We start from the raw sequence: 15,874 nt of genomic DNA, 5'->3' as shown, positions 1-15,874 counted from the left end.
GCCTTGCGCCTGCATTGTTTATATTTCAATAGCACCAAACCATGCCTAATTGGCTTTTGCCTGAATATATTGCCGACGTCTTGCCGTCCGAAGCACGCAAGATCGAGGAGTTGCGCCGCCTGATGCTGGATAACTTCCGGCTGTACGGTTACGAGCTGGTGATGCCGCCGCTGCTGGAGTACGTCGAGTCCCTGATGACCGGCGCCGGCGCCGACACCGACCTGCGTACCTTCAAGCTGGTGGACCAGATTTCCGGACGCATGCTGGGCCTGCGCGCCGACATGACGACGCAGGTCGCGCGCATCGACGCCCACCTGTTGAACCGTGCCACGGTGACGCGCCTGTGCTATGCCGGCTCCGTGCTGCACACCCGTCCGTCCGGCCTGCACGCCACGCGCGAACCGTTCCAGATCGGCGCCGAGATCTACGGCCATGCCGGCCTGGAAGCCGATGCGGAGATCCAGGAACTGGCGCTGGCCTCGCTGGCCCTGGCCGGCTTCGCCGATGTGCGCCTGGACCTGACCCATGTCGGCGTGCTGCACGCGATCCTGGCGCAGGACGCCGCGGCCAAGAAGGATTACGAGGCCATCGTCGCGCTATTGCGCGGCAAGGATGTGCCGGGCCTGCAGCAGCAGTCCGCCCAGTACAACGAGACCACGCGCGCCGCGCTGCTCGCGCTGCCGAGCCTGTACGGCGACGTGGACGTATTGAAGCGCGCCCGCGAAGTGCTGCCGGCGCTGCCCGGCATCACCCATGCGCTGGCCGAACTGGCCGCGCTGGCGGCATCGGCCATCGGCCGCGCCGAAGTGGCGATCGATCTGGCCGACCTGCGCGGCTACCAGTACGAGAGCGGCGCCATGTTTGCGCTGTATGTGCCGGGCCTGCCCAACGCGGTGGCCAGGGGCGGGCGCTACGACCACGTGGGCGAAGCATTCGGCCGCGCGCGTCCGGCCACCGGCTTCTCGCTGGATCTGCGCGAACTGGCGCGCCTGCTGCCGACCGCGGAGCGCAAGCATTCGATCCGCGCGCCGTGGGGCAATGCGCCGGAATTGAAGGAAAAAATCGCCGAACTGCGCAAGTGCGGCGAAGTTGTGATCCAGTCCCTGCCGGGTCACAACGATGAACAGGACGAGTTCGAGTGCGATCGCGCGCTGGTGCTCGACGAAAGTGGTAGTAACTGGATTCTCAAAAACTTAGGTTAATTGTGATGTCAAACAAAACTGCAAAGAACGTTGTTGTTATCGGCACCCAGTGGGGCGATGAAGGCAAAGGCAAGATCGTCGACTGGCTGACTGAACACGCCCAGGGCGTGGTGCGCTTCCAGGGCGGCCACAACGCGGGCCACACCCTCGTGATCGGCGGCGTCAAGACCGCCCTGCAGCTGATCCCTTCGGGCATCATGCGCCCAGGCGTGGCTTGCTACATCGGTAACGGCGTGGTGCTGTCCGTGCCGGACGTGCTGCGTGAAATCGACAAGCTGGAAGCGGCCGGCGTGGAAGTGTCTTCGCGCCTGAAGATCTCCGAGGCTTGCCCGGTCATCCTGCCTTACCACACCGCACTGGACGCGGCCCGTGAAGCGGCCCGCGGCGCCGCCAAGATCGGCACCACCGGCAAGGGCATCGGCCCTGCATACGAAGACAAGGTGGCGCGCCGCGCCATCCGCGTGGCCGACCTGCTGAACGCCGAGCGTTTCGCCGAGAAGCTGAAAGAGAACCTGGACTACCACAACTACGTCCTGGAAAACTACCTCAAGGCGCCGAAGATCGACTACCAGAAGACCCTGGACGACGCGCTGGCCTACGTGCCGCGCCTGCGCCCGATGGTGACCGACGTTTCGTCCGCCCTGTACGCGACCCACAAAGCGGGCGGCGCGCTGCTGTTCGAAGGCGCGCAAGGCTCGCTGCTGGACGTCGACCACGGCACCTATCCGTTCGTCACCTCGTCGAACTGCGTGGCCGGTAACGCCGCCGCCGGCGCCGGCGTCGGCCCTGGCATGCTGCACTACATCCTGGGCATCACCAAGGCCTACACCACCCGCGTCGGTTCCGGTCCGTTCCCGTCCGAACTGCCGACCGATGCCGGCGTCGGCCACCACCTGTCCTCCGTCGGCCACGAGTTCGGCACGGTGACCGGCCGCGCCCGTCGCTGCGGCTGGTTCGACGCAGCGCTGCTGCGCCGCTCGGTCCAGATCAACGGCGTGTCGGGCATGTGCCTGACCAAGCTGGACGTGCTGGACGGCGTGGAAACCCTGAAGCTGTGCACCGGCTACATGATCGACGGCCGCAAGGTCGACATCTTCCCGGTCGGCGCTGAAGACGCGGCGCGCTGCGAGCCGATTTACGAAGAGATGCCTGGCTGGACCGAAAGCACCGTCGGCGCCAAGTCGATGGACGCGCTGCCGGCCACCGCCCGCGCCTACATCAAGCGTATCGAAGAACTGGTCGGCGTGCCGGTCGACATGGTTTCCACCGGCCCTGACCGTGAAGAGACCATCGTCCTGCGCCATCCATTTGCATAAGAAAGAACAAGAAGCATGACTACCCCTGTATCCGACCAAAAGCACCTGTGGGTTTCCTGGGATGAGTACCACCGCCTGATCGAGCGCCTGGCGCTGAAGGTCCATGAATCGGGCTGGAAGTTCGACATGGTGCTGTGCCTGGCGCGCGGCGGCGTGCGTCCGGGCGACGTGTTCTCGCGCATCTTCGACGTGCCGCTGGCGATCCTGTCGACCAGCTCCTACCGCGAAGAAGCGGGCACCGTGCGCGGCGACCTGGATATCGCCAAGTACATGACCATGACCAAGGGCCCGCTGTCGGGCAAGATCCTGCTGGTCGACGATCTGGCCGATTCCGGCGTGACCCTGACCAAGGTCATGAAGCACCTGAAGGACAACTTCGAAGGCGTGACCGAGGTGAAATCGGCCGTGATCTGGACCAAGGGCTGCTCGGCGTTCAAGCCGGACTACCAGATGGAAGAACTGCCGCACAACCCATGGATCCACCAGCCGTTCGAAGACTACGACGGCCTGCGCCCGCACCAGCTGGCGGCCTGGATCAAGAAAGGCGAAACCGGCGCGTAATCGCACACGGCTTCACAGCAAAGGCGGAACGGCGCAAGCCCTTCCGCCTTTTTTCATGGCAGATCCGCTGCCCGCCCGAGCCGCATCCGCGGCCGTTACCCATCAGGGTCAGACCCTTGGGTCCGACCCTGGTTTACCGGTTTTTGCCGGCGCCGCCAGCAGGGCAGCATTGGGGAAGGGCTTGGCCAGGCGTACGGCAAACATGTGCCCAATCCGCCACAGCTGGGCCGGGACCGTCGAGTGGTGTAAACTCGCGTTCATGACCCAAGATTTCTTCCAGACCTTCATCCTCCTGTTGCTGGTGACCGACCCATTCGGCAACGTCCCCCTGTTTGCCATCGCCCTGGAGCCGGTGCCGCTCAAGCGCCGCCCGAAAATCGTGGTGCGCGAGTGCCTGATCGCCTTCGTGGTGCTGCTGGTGTTCATGTTCTTCGGCAGCCACTTCCTCAAGGCCCTGAGCCTGTCGGAAGCGTCGCTGCGCATTGCCGGCAGCGTGATCCTGCTGCTGATCGCGATCCGCATGGTGTTCCCGCACCCGGACGGCGTGCTGGGCAAGCAGGAAGGCGGCGAACCCTTTATCGTGCCGCTGGCCATTCCCGCCCTGGCCGGTCCGTCCGCGCTGGCGACCGTGCTGCTGTTCTCGCGCGAGAGCACCGGCGAAGTGCTGGTGCACGTGGCGGCGCTGGCGGCGGTGGTGGTGGTGTGGCTGGTCGTCTTCCTCGGCGCGGAACGCTTGCAGAAGGTGCTCGGCTCGCAGGTGATGACGGCTTTCGAACGCCTCATGGGCCTGATCCTGGCCGCCATGTCGATCGAGATGCTGATGGGCGGCATTCGCGAGTTCGTCAAGACGCTGTAAGCCAGATGCGCGCGGCTGCCGCGTGATTTTCCGTGACTTTTTCTGCCGGGCAATGGCAATATAATCGTTGAATTTGCCGCGCCCGCGGCTCCTCACTGAGGTGATTCATGCATGTTTTGATCATATTGGGCATTGTTGTCCTGCTGGTCGTGCTGTTCTACAAATCGACCAACCAGTATGTGCAGCCGGCCGGCTCGCAAGGGCCGGCGCCGGTCCAGGCCATGGGCGGCAATCCGCCGCCGGTGCACATCGGCTGGATCTCCAACGGCAAACTGTTCGTACAGGGCGGCTATGGCGCGGTGCAGGAAATTACCAGCCCCTACGCCCAGCAGGCGATGGACCGCGCTGAGCGCAGCCGCGAAAAGAACGCCTGGAAGAAGGGCACGGCCTTCGGCGTGGCGGCGCAGGGCAATTACCGCGACTTCGAACGCGACACCGATCCCATCCTGATTTCCTCGGCCCGTTTCACCAGCGAAGGCAAGCTGCTGTACTTCCAGGCCGACCAGGGCATGGGCGGCCTGTTCTCCTACGATATCGCCAGCGGCCACGAAGAGCGCCTGCTGCATCGCCAGCTATTGCAATTGCAAGACATGAACTTGTCGCCATCCGGCCAGGTCATTTACTGCACCATGCAGTCGCGCGGCGGCGCCAGCCACATCGCGTCGATGAGCGTTTCCGGCGACGGGCTGCGCGAACTGACTGGCGGCGACACCATCGATTCGGCGCCGACGGCGGTGCCGGGCGATGAGAGCGTGGTGATCTACCAGTCGGCCGGCATCGCGCGCGACCAGCATGGCGCCTGGGCAGGCATCGGCCATGTGACGCTGCAGGAATTGAATACGCAGAGTGGCCGCATCACGCCGGTGCTGGACGATCCCCGCTACGACTTCCTGTCGCCGCGCGTGGCGCCCGATGGCGCGCTGTTCTTCATCCGCCGCCCGTACGAACCGCCGCAATACAACGCCGGCAATGTGGTGCTCGACACGCTGTTCTTCCCATTCCGCTTGCTGCGCGCGGTGTTCCATTACCTGAACTTCTTCTCGCTGATGTATTCCCGCAAGCCCTTGACCGGCGCGGGCGGCATGCCGCTGCAGGCCGACCTGAAGAACATCGTCCTGCAGGGCAAGCGCATCGATGCGGAACGCGCACTGCGCAAGGAAGCCAGCATTGGCGGCATTCCGTCGCTGGTGCCGTCGTCGTGGCAGCTGGTGCGCCGCCTGCGCAGCGGGGGCGAGAGCGTGGTCGCCAGCAATGTCAGCTCCTTCGATATCACGCCGAACGGCACCATCGTCTACAGCAACGGGCGCGGCATGTTCGCGCTCGATGCCCAGGGGCGTTCCTCGCTGGTGACGCAGGGCGACCTGGTGGGGGCGGTGCTGGTGCATGACAGGGTCGGCGCGTAAATCCGCACCCGGGTCGACTATCGCAAGGATAATGAATGAAAGAGCTTGAACCGAAGTTTCGCTGCGTTGGCTGCAAGCGCGGATTGTTGAACCGCAGTGTGGCGCGCTGTCTCTACTGCGGCGCCGATGTGCCGGAAGAAGCCCGCCTGGCGCCGGAGGCGATTGCGCAGCGCGATGCGGTGCATGCGCGCATGGAAGCTTCCCGCGCGCGCCTGGCACAGTACGTCCCGCCGAAACAGAAAGAGGAGGGCAGCCCAGCGCTGGACTTCGTTGACGGCGTGGCGACGGGGCTGGACGTGATCGACATGCTCGGCGGCGGCCTCTCGCTGCTGGGGCAAGTCCTGGACTAAAACATATTGCTTTGATAATGATGGCATGGCAGGATAACGATCCCGCCATGCCATCATTTAAGGAGCTGTCATGTCCCTGCGCATCAACGATACTGCACCGAATTTCAAGGCCCAGACGACCAAGGGCACCATCGATTTCCACGAATGGATCGGCGACCAGTGGGCCGTCCTGTTCTCGCATCCGAAGGACTTCACGCCGGTCTGCACCACTGAGCTGGGCTATATGGCCAAGATCGAGCCTGAGTTCACCAAGCGCAATACCAAGATCATCGGTCTGTCGATCGACCCGGTCGAGAATCACAGCAAGTGGGCCACCGATATCGAAGAGACCCAGGGCGCGACGGTGAAATATCCGATGATCGGCGATACGGACCTGCAGGTTGCCAAGCTGTATAACATGCTGCCGGCGGAGGAGCCGGGCTCGTCGGATGGCCGCACCGCCGCCACCAATGCCACCGTGCGTTCGGTGTTCATCATTGGCCCGGACAAGAAGATCAAGCTGATGCTGACTTATCCGATGACCACCGGCCGCAATTTCGACGAGATCCTGCGGGTGCTGGATTCCATGCAGCTGACTGCCAAGCATAAGGTGGCGACGCCGGTGAACTGGAAGGATGGGGAGGATGTGATCATCGCCGGTTCGGTCAGCGATGATGATGCCAAGACCTTGTTCCCGGGCGGATGGAAGGCGCCTAAGCCTTATTTGCGGATTGTGAAGCAGCCTTCTTAAACCGGTAAAGCGGGGTCAGACCCAAGGGTCTGAGCCCGGCTGACCAGCGGCCGCGGATTTCGGTTGTTCGCCTTTGATTTTCGTCGAAAATCAAAGGCCTCGAACCAACACCCGCGAGCGTTACTGGTTTTACAGAGCATCCGCCCCCGGCGCCCCAAACAGCTGCTCTTTGAGATGGTGCAACTGGTCGCGCACCTGCGCCGCCTTCTCGAACTCCAGGTTCTTGGCATGGTCAAGCATGAGCTTCTCAAGGCGCTTGATCTCCTTGCTGATCTGCTTCTCGCTCATGGCCTCGTACTTCGCCGCCTCCTCGGCCACCTCGCGCTGCTCGCGTGCCGCGGCGCTGTAGACGCCGTCGATCATGTCCTTGATGATCTTCTTCACCCCGCGCGGCACGATGCCCATCTTCTCGTTATAGGCCATCTGCTTGGTCCGGCGCCGTTCGGTTTCGTCGATCGCGCGCTTCATCGAGTCGGTGATATTGTCGGCGTAGAGCAGTGCCACGCCGTTCAGGTTACGCGCCGCGCGGCCGATGGTCTGGATCAGCGAACGCTCGGAGCGCAGGAAACCTTCCTTGTCCGCGTCCAGGATCGCGACCAGCGACACTTCCGGCAAGTCCAGGCCCTCGCGCAGCAGGTTGATTCCCACCAGCACGTCGAAGGTGCCGATACGCAGGTCGCGCAGGATTTCCACGCGCTCCACTGTATCGACGTCGCTGTGCAGGTAGCGCACTTTGATGCCGTGGTCGCCCAGATATTCGGTGAGCTGTTCCGCCATGCGCTTGGTCAGTGTGGTGACCAGCACGCGCTCGTTTTTCTCGACGCGGTCGTTGATCTCGCCCAGCAGGTCGTCGACCTGGGTGCGCGCCGGGCGCACGATCACCAGCGGGTCGACCAGGCCGGTCGGACGCACCACCTGCTCGACCACGGCGCCGGCGGTTTTCTTCTCGTAGTCGGCCGGCGTGGCGGAGACGAAAATCGTCTGCCGCATCTTCGCTTCGAATTCCTCGAACTTCAGCGGCCGGTTATCCAGCGCGGACGGCAGGCGGAAGCCGTAATCGACCAGGTTGGTCTTGCGCGAGCGGTCGCCGTTGTACATGGCCGACAGCTGGCCGATCAGCACGTGCGATTCGTCGAGGAACATCAGCGCGTCGCGCGGCAGGTAGTCGACCAGGGTCGGCGGCGGTTCGCCGGGCTGGGCGCCCGACAGGTGGCGCGAGTAGTTCTCAATGCCCTTGGTGAAGCCCACTTCGGACATCATTTCCAGGTCGAAGCGGGTGCGCTGTTCCAGGCGCTGCTCTTCCACCAGCTTGCTCTCGCGGCGGAAGAAATCGAGGCGCTCGCGCAGCTCTTCCTTGATGGTTTCGATGGCGCGCAGCACGGTGGCGCGCGGCGTCACGTAGTGCGAGCCCGGGTAGACGGTAAAGCGCGGGATCTTTTGTTTGACTTTGCCGGTCAGCGGGTCGAACAGCTGGATCGATTCCAGTTCGTCGTCGAACATCTCCAGGCGCACCGCCAGGTCGGCATGTTCGGCGGGGAAGATGTCGATGGTGTCGCCGCGTACGCGGAAGGTGCCGCGGCCGAAGTCCACCTCGTTGCGCGTGTACTGCATCTGGATCAGGCGCGCGATGATGTCGCGCTGCGACACGCGGTCCTTGGCGCGCAGCGTCAGGATCATCTGGTGGTATTCGTTCGGATTGCCGATACCGTAGATGGCCGAGACGGTGGCCACGATCACCACGTCGCGCCGTTCCATCAGCGACTTGGTGCAGGACAGGCGCATCTGCTCGATGTGCTCGTTGATTGACGAGTCCTTTTCAATGAACAGGTCGCGCTGCGGCACATAGGCTTCCGGCTGGTAGTAATCGTAGTAGGACACGAAGTACTCGACCGCGTTTTCCGGGAAGAATTCACGGAATTCGGAATACAGCTGCGCCGCCAGCGTCTTGTTCGGTGCGAACACGATGGCCGGGCGGCCCATGCGGGCAATTACATTGGCCATGGTGTAGGTCTTGCCGGAACCAGTCACGCCGAGCAGGGTCTGGAAGGACAGGCCGTCCCCGATGCCTTCGCACAGCGCGTCAATGGCGGTCGGCTGGTCGCCGGCCGGCGGAAAGGGCTGGTGCAGGCGGTAAGGCGAGTCCGGGAACGTGACGATTTCCGCTGCCGGGGTAGCTGGTGTTGGTGATTCAGACATGAGTGCAGACCTTTGATAGAATATGCGATTGTCGGCGGCCCTGACCGGATTTTCTTCGGGTGCCGGCTTGCCTTCGCTTCGCCCCGCTCCCAAACGTTAATAATCTAATCATGACGAACCCTTCCGTTTTCAGCGCCATCGAGATGGCCCCGCGCGACCCGATCCTCGGCATCACCGAAGCCTTTAATGCAGACGCTAACCCGGCGAAAATCAACCTGGGCGTAGGCGTCTATTATGACGACAATGGCAAAGTGCCGCTGCTGAAGTGCGTGGAAAAGGCGGAAGCGATCCTGATCGAGCAGCATGCCCCGCGTACCTACCTGCCGATCGAAGGCCTGGCAGCGTACGACAAGGCGGTTCAAGAGCTGGTATTTGGTGCCGACAGCGCCGTAATTCAAGAGAAACGTGCGGTGACCGTGCAGGCACTGGGCGGTACCGGCGCGCTGAAGATCGGCGCCGACTTCCTCAAGCGTTTCGCGCCGGATTCCGATGTCTACATCAGCAACCCAAGCTGGGAAAACCATCGTGCGCTGTTCGAAAGCGCCGGGTTCAAGGTGCACAACTACGCCTACTACGACGAGGCCACGCACGGCGTGGACTTCCCAGGCATGCTGGCGGCGCTGAAAGCCATGCCGCGCGGCGCCATCGTCGTGCTGCACGCCTGCTGCCATAACCCGACCGGCGCCGACCTGACCCAGTCCCAGTGGGATGAAGTGATCGCGGCCGTGGTCGCCGGCGGCCTGGTGCCGTTCCTGGACATGGCTTACCAGGGCTTCGGCGCCGGCATCGCGGAAGATGGCGCCGTGGTGCGCCGCTTCGCCGCCACCGGCGTGGCGCTGCTGGTGTCGAACTCCTTCTCCAAATCCTTCTCGCTGTACGGCGAGCGCGTGGGCGCCCTGAGCGTGGTGGCGTCCTCCGCCGACGAAGCGGCCCGCCTGCTGTCGCAGCTCAAGCGCGTAGTGCGCACCAACTACTCCAACCCGCCGGTTCACGGCGGCAAGGTGGTGGCAACCGCCCTGGCGACCCCGGAACTGCGCCAGATGTGGGAAGACGAGCTGGCCGGTATGCGCGTGCGCATCAAGGAAATGCGCGAAGCCTTCGTGCAGAAGCTGAAAGCCAAGGCCCCTGGCCACGATTTCGACTTCGTGCGCGAGCAGGTCGGCATGTTCTCTTACTCCGGCCTGAGCAAAGAGCAGGTGGCCAAGCTGCGCGAACAGTCGATCTACGCCGTGGATACCGGCCGTATCTGCGTCGCCGCATTGAATTCCAAGAATATTGATGTGGTAGTTGACGCCATCGCCAAGGTTCTGTAATATCTTGGTCTCTGATCGCAACGCGGTCAGAAAAGATCCCTGATAGCTCAGTCGGTAGAGCGACGGACTGTTAATCCGCAGGTCCCTGGTTCGAGTCCAGGTCGGGGAGCCAGAATAAAGAAAAGGGCCGCATCGAAAGATGCGGCCCTTTTTGCATTTGCACGCAAGGAAAGCGAAATGAACTGGAAACCAACTCCGTGGATAGCAGCTTTGCTGGGATTGTTGTCCGGCCCGGTCGCAATGTTGTACGTTCGGCGACCTTGGCAAGCCCTGTGGTTCCTGCTCGCCGGTCTTGCCGTTGCCTTGCTGGACCTATTTGGCCACGCTGCCGGGATGCATGCGCCGTTCGCGATTGCTTACTGGATCGCCGGGCCGATTGCTGCCTTCTTTTACGCCGGATCGGCGAAAGAGGGGCTGCGGCCATGGTATGCGCGCTGGTATGGGATGCTTGGCATTGTCGCCGGCGCCGTCGGCGGTGTTGTTGCGGTCCGGACCTTCCTTTACGAACCATACAGAATTCCTTCGTCGGCGATGGCGCCGGCGCTGGTGCGCAATGGCGTCATTTTGGTGGAAAAGCGTCCAGGGAAGCTGCATCGCGGCGAAATCGTGGTGTTTGACTATCCGCGCGATCCAAGCGTCGTCTATGTTGAGCGCCTGATTGGCTTGCCTGGCGACCGCATCACCTATCGCGCCAAGCACGTTCTGGTCAATGGCCAGGAAACCCGCGTGCGGCAACTGGAGGACTTCCTTGATGAAAATGCAGAAGTTCTCAGCTACCAACAGCGCTTCCTGAATCGCCTCGATAGCGTCAGCTTCGAGACCCTGACTGATGGGAGTATGCTAACGGAGCCGCCGCAAGCGTGGAACTTCCCCATGAGCGAGCCATGCGTACGCACGGACGAGCAGGTGGAGTGCGTTGTCCCTGCCGGCCACTACTTCATGCTGGGCGACAACCGGGACCATAGCAATGACAGCCGCTATTGGGGATTTGTACGCGCGGACCTGGTGAAGGGCCGCGTCCTCAAAGTGCTTTAATGCGTGGATTTTCACGATAGGAGGAAACATGAACAGATTGGCAGTTCGCTTGCTGGCAAGCCTGGGCCTGGCCGTCGTCGCCACATGCGCTTATGCCCAGAAGTTTACGGCTCCGGAGCAGATGATTTTCCAGGGCAAGACATATAAGCTGGCTTTCAAGAGTGCTGCGCCGGATGGCAAGGAGCTTTATGAATACACCACGAATGACGAAGCCATCGAAAAATGGTCGACGCTCATTACCCTGAATTACTTCAAACCTTTACCGGTCACGCCGCTGAAGTGGGCATTGGCGATGCAGGAGTCGCTTGACCGGGAAAAGCCAAAGCCTCACTACAGCTTGTATGTGAAAGGGGCGAATGGGTACGCCAAGATCATCTACGAGCCGGACGCCAGGAATCCCTCCTACGAATCGAACGTCCACAAGACTTTTCACGTCGATGCCTGCGGCGGGCGCGTGGTCTATCAATTTGCGCAAAAATATCCGTTAATCGAGAATCCGTCGAGCGAAGCAAAGCTGGAATTATTGAAAAAGATCGCGGCAGAAAACGGCCAGTTCGCCACCGAGATGGAAAAGTCCGACTGGCAGCCCCAATGCGGCCCCTGAGGCAGGGCCGCTTTTCGATCACTGCAATCGTTTCGCCGGCATTTCCTGGCCGCCCTGGATCAGGACCAGCCGACTGACGCTGCCGTCGGCGCCGCGCTCGAAGCGAAGATCCGCCTCAACTCCTTTGGCAAAGAACAGCTTATCCGTCTCGGGAAAGATCTCTTCCGCGGCTTGGCCGGTCGCTTGCGTGTAGTATTTGCCGTCCTTGGTGGAGACGGCGAGGATAAAGCCTGGCGCCAGTTCATAGCGGCCAATGTAGGCTTCAAACACGCCCGGCGCCAGTGTCGCCTCGGGGCGCTGGGCGGGAGGTGCGTCATTGGTGCGCGGGCTGATGGATTCCTGTCCTGCGCCAGTCAGCATCAGGCTCTCGACCTTGCCGGACTTGTCCTGCTTGAAGCTGACCTCTATCAGGCCGCCGGGCGTGAAGAAGCCGTTGCTCGAATAGGCGGCGAGTTCGCGGCGTGAGCCGCCGGTGCGCTGGATATACAGGCGTTTGCCTTCGCGCGTGACGAGCCGGTTATTCTTCTCATCCACCTTGTACGTCCCCACAAATGCGTCGAGCGCTTGTTCGTCGAGTTCGATGGCCTTGCGCTCCACGAAGGGCTTGCCGATCGCGATGGCGGCCACTTTCGAGGCCACATATTCCGGCGAAGGAAGGCCGCTGTCGCTATTGGTCAGCACTGCCACATACACGCCTTCCGCCGGCAGGCGCACGCCGTGCGTGGCGAAGCCATTGATACCGCCACCATGGGCGATGGTGGGCGAGCCTTGCAGCGTCCCGATTTCCCAGCCATAGCCGTAGCCGGTGGACTTGCCGCCAGCCAGCGTATACGGCGTGAATGCCTGCTTCCAGCTGGCTTGCGAAATCAGTTTATGCGCAGCGATGGCGTGCTCCCACCGTGCCAGGTCGTCCACGGTCGATACCAGGGCGCCGGCGGCGTACGGCTGCGTCATGCTGAGCGGGGTTGCGGGAGCGAATTTCCCGTCCGTGTGGCTGTAGCCTTGTACCTGCGCCACCTTGCCGCGCTGATGCCCTTCATAGGCCGTGTGCCGCATGTGCAGCGGCGTGAAGATGCGGGCCGCCACAAAGTCGGCATAGGGCATGCCGGAGACTTTTTCGATAATCGCGCCAAGCAGGAAGTAGCCCGAGTTGTTGTAGGCGAAGCGTTCGCCCGGCGTGAACTCGAGCGGCAGGTCCTGGAACGTGGCGATCATGCCGTCGACCGTCATGTCCTTGGCCATATTGGCCTGGTAGTGCAGTTGCCCTGTAAAGCTGGGGATGCCTGAGGTGTGGGTCAGGAGATGCTCGATCGTGATGGTCTTACCCTTGTCCGGGAAGCCGGGCAGGTATTTGCGGATATCGTCGCTGGTCTTCAGTTTGCCTTGTTCGGCCAGCATGAGGATGGCGGTGGCAGTGAACTGCTTGGTAATTGAACCGAGGCGGAATGCCATGTCCGGCGTGGCAGCCTGTTTCTTGTCCAGGTCTGCCATGCCATAGGCCTGGCGGAAGACTGTCTGGCCGTTCTTGAGGACGATGACCGAGGCGCCGGGCGTGCCGGTGTTGAACATCGGCCGCACGGTAGCGTCTATCGCGGCGGAAAGGTCGGCCGCACAGGCAGGCAGGGCGGTGGTGATGAGGCAGATGGCGAGAACAGGCCGCATTGAGTCACTCCAGGAGTTGTTGTAAATGTGCAATGCAGACAATATTGCGTTGCCTAAATGTCATGGTTAAGGTTTGCTAAATGCCAAATGGCAAACGCGTTGGGCGATGCGCTGCGCTGGCGTCAGGGTTGCAAGGCCTTCTGCAGCATTTCCTTGGCGTTGTTGTTGGATGGGTCGAGTTGTATGGCGCGCCGGTAGGCGGTCGCGGCGTTGGTCTTGTCGCCCGTCATCAGGTAAAGCTCGCCCATCGAGTCGTGCAGGTTGCCGTCCTGCGGGAACAGGGCGCTGGCGCGCTTGAGAATGGCGATGCCGGTGCCGGGCTGGCCGGCTTGGGCGTACTGGTAAGCCAGCGTATTCAGGCTATCGCCGCTTTCCGGTTTACCGCTGCGCGCGAGCAGGGTGTCAAAGCGGGCCAGTGCTGCCTCATCGCCGGCGCTGCGGATTTCCGCCGCCAGCAGTTCATGCAAGAAGGGTTTGGGCAGCGCGACGGTTTTGCCGAAGAGGGTGTCGCTGAAGTCGCTGCGCATGCGGTAAATCTCCGGCCCCTTGTTGCCATTGCCTTCGTTGAGGAAAATGACGACCAGTGCCCCATCTTCCGGGTAGCGCGTGACCAGCGTGCGGAAGCCGTTGCCGTTGCCGCCGTGTTCATGCACCAGGCGCGGTTTGCCAGCAATGGTGCGCGTCCCGATCAGCCAGCCGTAGCCATAACCGAGGTCGCCCCACACGTCGTCCTTGATGTAGGGGGTGAACATCAGGCGCTTCGATTCGGGCTTGAGCAGGGTGTCGCCCGCCAGCGCGCGGTCAAGCTTGAAAAAATCGCCAGTGGTGCTGGCAATGCCGCCGCCCGCGCCGAGATTGGGAATCCAGAGCGGATCGGCCGGGCGGTAGTCGCCTATCACGCGCATATAGCCGGAGGCCTTGCGCGGAATGATGCGGTCCGGTGCGTCATAGGCGGTGCGCTGCATGCCGAGCGGGCGCAGGATCATGCTGTCCAGGGCTTCGCTGTAGGTTTTGCCGGTTTGTTGTTCGATGACCCAGCCCAGCAGCGTGTAGTTCGAACTGCTGTAGTGGCCTTGCGTGCCCGGTTCGAATTCCAGCGGGCGGTTCATGATGGCCAGGAAGTCCGCCTTGGGCACTTTCTCGCCGAGGCGGTTGGCCCAGAAGCCGGGGAAGTTCGCGTAGTCGACGATGCCCGAGGTGTGGTTCAGCAATTGGTGCAGCGTGACCCGATTGCCGATGTCCGAATTCAGCTCGGGCACGTAGTGTCCAATCTTGTCGTCCAGGCGCAGCTTGCCCTGTTCAGCCAGTTGCATGATCAGCGTGGCAGTGAACTGCTTGCTCAGAGAGGCGACGCGGAATACGGTATCCGTCGTATGCGGCATTTGCCATTCGCGGTTGGCGAGGCCGAAAGCGCGGTGGTAGATCACCTTGCCGTGGTCGGCGACCAGGACCGAGCCATCGAGTTGGCCGAGTTCGTGATAACGCTTGGCGAGGCGATCAAGCTCCGCGGCGCGGTCGGCGTGGGCAGGGGCTGCGGCGACAAAAGCCAGGGCGAGGGCGGCAAAGATATTTTTCATGCGGCAACGATAACACAGTGATAAGCTTGTATGGCCATCCCAGCGACTTGCGGGGATGCCAAAAGATATTACCGGAATGAACACAAGCTTTTTGCTTTTGGGGTGGAATCAGTTATTCTTCAAGGTATCCCACAGGTTCAATCGACATAATCCGGAGCGTTAGCAGAATGATTACAAAAGAAGAGCAGGTGGTGTATGGCACCGAAGACCTGCTGACTACCCTTTGCTCGTCGGTCATCCGCGTGTTGAACCTGGCCTCGCAAAGCCGGATTACCTACTCGGCCATGGTTCAGCGCATCACCAAAGTTGGCCTGAAACCCGATATCGGCTGTTTCGTACTGTTCGATGGTGGCTTTACCGGCTTGGTCGTGCTGAACTTCGCGGCTGACGCGGCGATGGAAATCTATGAGCGCTATATGCTCAGCATGGGCATGCCGAAGTCGGAGCTGGCCAGCTCCTTTACGTCGGACGAGGTAGCGAACATCATGGGCGAGCTGATGAACCAGATTGTCGGCGACTTCACTGGCAAGGTGCGCAGCGAACTGCATACGAATATCACCCAGAATCAGCCAAAGATGCTGGTGCTGAGTAAGCAGATAACGCTGAGCGTGGATACCCCGCTGGACCGTCCGGAAATGCGCCGCGTCTCCTTCTTCACCGAGCGCAACAATATCTTCTACCTCGAGCTGGCGATCGACCGCACCGAATTCATCAAGCTGCACGACTTCGAGAAGACTGAAGTGGAAGATCCGGATGCACTGCTGGAGCGCGAGCAAGCCGCTCACAAAGCAGCCACCGCGCCGGCTGCCACTTCCACGGCGGACGACGACGCTGACGAACTTTTGAAGTCCCTCGGCATGTGATCTAAAATAGGCTTTGCAAAAGCAAAAACGGCAGTTATAATATTGCCTCTTTTCCCTGATAGCTCAGTCGGTAGAGCGACGGACTGTTAATCCGCAGGTCCCTGGTTCGAGTCCAGGTCGGGGAGCCAGAACATAGAAAAGCCCAGCCTTCCGAGGTTGGGCTTTTCGCATTTGCGCGCACACATATGGAAAACAGAATTACCCGA

The 15,874-nt window shown here is 61.7% G+C and carries 14 protein-coding genes and 2 tRNA genes; 13 read left to right on the top strand and 3 right to left on the bottom strand.

The window, feature by feature from the left end; all coding sequences use genetic code 11:
* The first annotated feature begins 41 nt into the window (after window positions 1-41).
* The 7 genes from H597_RS0124515 to H597_RS0124485 all read left to right on the top strand — a co-directional run bounded on the left by H597_RS0124515 (window position 42) and on the right by H597_RS0124485 (window position 6,418).
* Window positions 42-1,202 (top strand): ATP phosphoribosyltransferase regulatory subunit, encoded by a 1,161-nt coding sequence (locus H597_RS0124515; protein ID WP_028104427.1) that lies wholly within the window; start codon window positions 42-44, stop codon window positions 1,200-1,202.
* 5 nt (window positions 1,203-1,207) lie between these two features.
* The gene (locus tag H597_RS0124510; protein WP_035375085.1) at window positions 1,208-2,518 is read left to right on the top strand and encodes an adenylosuccinate synthase; all 1,311 of its coding nucleotides are present in this window, start codon (window positions 1,208-1,210) and stop codon (window positions 2,516-2,518) included.
* A gap of 15 nt (window positions 2,519-2,533) precedes the next feature.
* Window positions 2,534-3,079: a phosphoribosyltransferase gene (locus tag H597_RS0124505; protein ID WP_028104425.1), complete on the top strand. Its 546-nt coding sequence runs from the start codon at window positions 2,534-2,536 to the stop codon at window positions 3,077-3,079.
* Between the two features lie 259 nt (window positions 3,080-3,338).
* Window positions 3,339-3,935, top strand: a complete 597-nt coding sequence (locus tag H597_RS0124500; RefSeq protein ID WP_028104424.1) for a MarC family protein — start codon at window positions 3,339-3,341, stop codon at window positions 3,933-3,935.
* 107 nt (window positions 3,936-4,042) lie between these two features.
* Window positions 4,043-5,338: a TolB-like translocation protein gene (locus H597_RS0124495; protein ID WP_028104423.1), complete on the top strand. Its 1,296-nt coding sequence runs from the start codon at window positions 4,043-4,045 to the stop codon at window positions 5,336-5,338.
* Between the two features lie 35 nt (window positions 5,339-5,373).
* Complete coding sequence (locus H597_RS0124490) at window positions 5,374-5,688, top strand: hypothetical protein (protein WP_028104422.1); 315 nt, start codon at window positions 5,374-5,376, stop codon at window positions 5,686-5,688.
* A 70-nt stretch (window positions 5,689-5,758) separates the two neighbouring features.
* Window positions 5,759-6,418, top strand: coding sequence for a peroxiredoxin (locus H597_RS0124485; RefSeq protein ID WP_028104421.1), 660 nt, complete (start codon window positions 5,759-5,761; stop codon window positions 6,416-6,418).
* Window positions 6,419-6,547: 129 nt separating this feature from the next.
* Here H597_RS0124485 and uvrB read toward each other — a convergent pair whose 3' ends face one another.
* Window positions 6,548-8,614, bottom strand: a complete 2,067-nt coding sequence (gene uvrB, locus H597_RS0124480; RefSeq protein ID WP_028104420.1) for an excinuclease ABC subunit UvrB — start codon at window positions 8,612-8,614, stop codon at window positions 6,548-6,550.
* A gap of 110 nt (window positions 8,615-8,724) precedes the next feature.
* On the opposite strand from uvrB, the gene H597_RS0124475 reads away from it, so the two are divergent.
* From H597_RS0124475 to H597_RS0124460, 4 genes are all read left to right on the top strand, one after another.
* The gene (locus H597_RS0124475; protein ID WP_028104419.1) at window positions 8,725-9,927 is read left to right on the top strand and encodes an amino acid aminotransferase; all 1,203 of its coding nucleotides are present in this window, start codon (window positions 8,725-8,727) and stop codon (window positions 9,925-9,927) included.
* 36 nt (window positions 9,928-9,963) lie between these two features.
* Window positions 9,964-10,039, top strand: a tRNA-Asn gene (locus H597_RS0124470).
* Between the two features lie 65 nt (window positions 10,040-10,104).
* Window positions 10,105-10,962: a signal peptidase I gene (gene lepB / locus H597_RS32380; RefSeq protein WP_083941265.1), complete on the top strand. Its 858-nt coding sequence runs from the start codon at window positions 10,105-10,107 to the stop codon at window positions 10,960-10,962.
* 28 nt (window positions 10,963-10,990) lie between these two features.
* Window positions 10,991-11,566 carry an HI_0983 family protein gene (locus H597_RS0124460; protein ID WP_035375082.1) on the top strand — a complete coding sequence of 192 codons (576 nt, stop codon included), beginning with the start codon at window positions 10,991-10,993 and terminating at the stop codon, window positions 11,564-11,566.
* Window positions 11,567-11,584: 18 nt separating this feature from the next.
* Here the strand turns inward: H597_RS0124460 and H597_RS0124455 are convergent, their stop codons facing one another.
* Window positions 11,585-13,228, bottom strand: coding sequence for a serine hydrolase (locus tag H597_RS0124455; protein ID WP_035375081.1), 1,644 nt, complete (start codon window positions 13,226-13,228; stop codon window positions 11,585-11,587).
* Between the two features lie 122 nt (window positions 13,229-13,350).
* Window positions 13,351-14,805, bottom strand: a complete 1,455-nt coding sequence (locus H597_RS0124450; RefSeq protein ID WP_035375079.1) for a serine hydrolase — start codon at window positions 14,803-14,805, stop codon at window positions 13,351-13,353.
* Window positions 14,806-14,972: 167 nt separating this feature from the next.
* On the opposite strand from H597_RS0124450, the gene H597_RS0124445 reads away from it, so the two are divergent.
* Both H597_RS0124445 and H597_RS0124440 read left to right on the top strand, forming a co-directional pair.
* Window positions 14,973-15,668 carry a DUF3334 family protein gene (locus tag H597_RS0124445; protein ID WP_028104415.1) on the top strand — a complete coding sequence of 232 codons (696 nt, stop codon included), beginning with the start codon at window positions 14,973-14,975 and terminating at the stop codon, window positions 15,666-15,668.
* A 52-nt stretch (window positions 15,669-15,720) separates the two neighbouring features.
* Window positions 15,721-15,796 (top strand) — tRNA-Asn (locus H597_RS0124440).
* Window positions 15,797-15,874 lie beyond the last annotated feature (78 nt).

It is taken from the genome of Pseudoduganella violaceinigra DSM 15887, assembly GCF_000425385.1.
In the GTDB taxonomy this organism is placed as follows: domain Bacteria; phylum Pseudomonadota; class Gammaproteobacteria; order Burkholderiales; family Burkholderiaceae_D; genus Rugamonas; species Rugamonas violaceinigra.
This window is presented reverse-complemented; position numbering and strand designations above follow the sequence as displayed.

Coding starts and splice junctions, on each gene's coding strand:
- H597_RS0124515 (WP_028104427.1), top strand. CDS start 42: ATGCCTAATTGGCTTTTGCCTGAATATATTGCCGACGTCTTGCCGTCC.
- H597_RS0124510 (WP_035375085.1), top strand. CDS start 1,208: ATGTCAAACAAAACTGCAAAGAACGTTGTTGTTATCGGCACCCAGTGG.
- H597_RS0124505 (WP_028104425.1), top strand. CDS start 2,534: ATGACTACCCCTGTATCCGACCAAAAGCACCTGTGGGTTTCCTGGGAT.
- H597_RS0124500 (WP_028104424.1), top strand. CDS start 3,339: ATGACCCAAGATTTCTTCCAGACCTTCATCCTCCTGTTGCTGGTGACC.
- H597_RS0124495 (WP_028104423.1), top strand. CDS start 4,043: ATGCATGTTTTGATCATATTGGGCATTGTTGTCCTGCTGGTCGTGCTG.
- H597_RS0124490 (WP_028104422.1), top strand. CDS start 5,374: ATGAAAGAGCTTGAACCGAAGTTTCGCTGCGTTGGCTGCAAGCGCGGA.
- H597_RS0124485 (WP_028104421.1), top strand. CDS start 5,759: ATGTCCCTGCGCATCAACGATACTGCACCGAATTTCAAGGCCCAGACG.
- uvrB (WP_028104420.1), bottom strand. CDS start 8,614: ATGTCTGAATCACCAACACCAGCTACCCCGGCAGCGGAAATCGTCACG.
- H597_RS0124475 (WP_028104419.1), top strand. CDS start 8,725: ATGACGAACCCTTCCGTTTTCAGCGCCATCGAGATGGCCCCGCGCGAC.
- lepB (WP_083941265.1), top strand. CDS start 10,105: ATGAACTGGAAACCAACTCCGTGGATAGCAGCTTTGCTGGGATTGTTG.
- H597_RS0124460 (WP_035375082.1), top strand. CDS start 10,991: ATGAACAGATTGGCAGTTCGCTTGCTGGCAAGCCTGGGCCTGGCCGTC.
- H597_RS0124455 (WP_035375081.1), bottom strand. CDS start 13,228: ATGCGGCCTGTTCTCGCCATCTGCCTCATCACCACCGCCCTGCCTGCC.
- H597_RS0124450 (WP_035375079.1), bottom strand. CDS start 14,805: ATGAAAAATATCTTTGCCGCCCTCGCCCTGGCTTTTGTCGCCGCAGCC.
- H597_RS0124445 (WP_028104415.1), top strand. CDS start 14,973: ATGATTACAAAAGAAGAGCAGGTGGTGTATGGCACCGAAGACCTGCTG.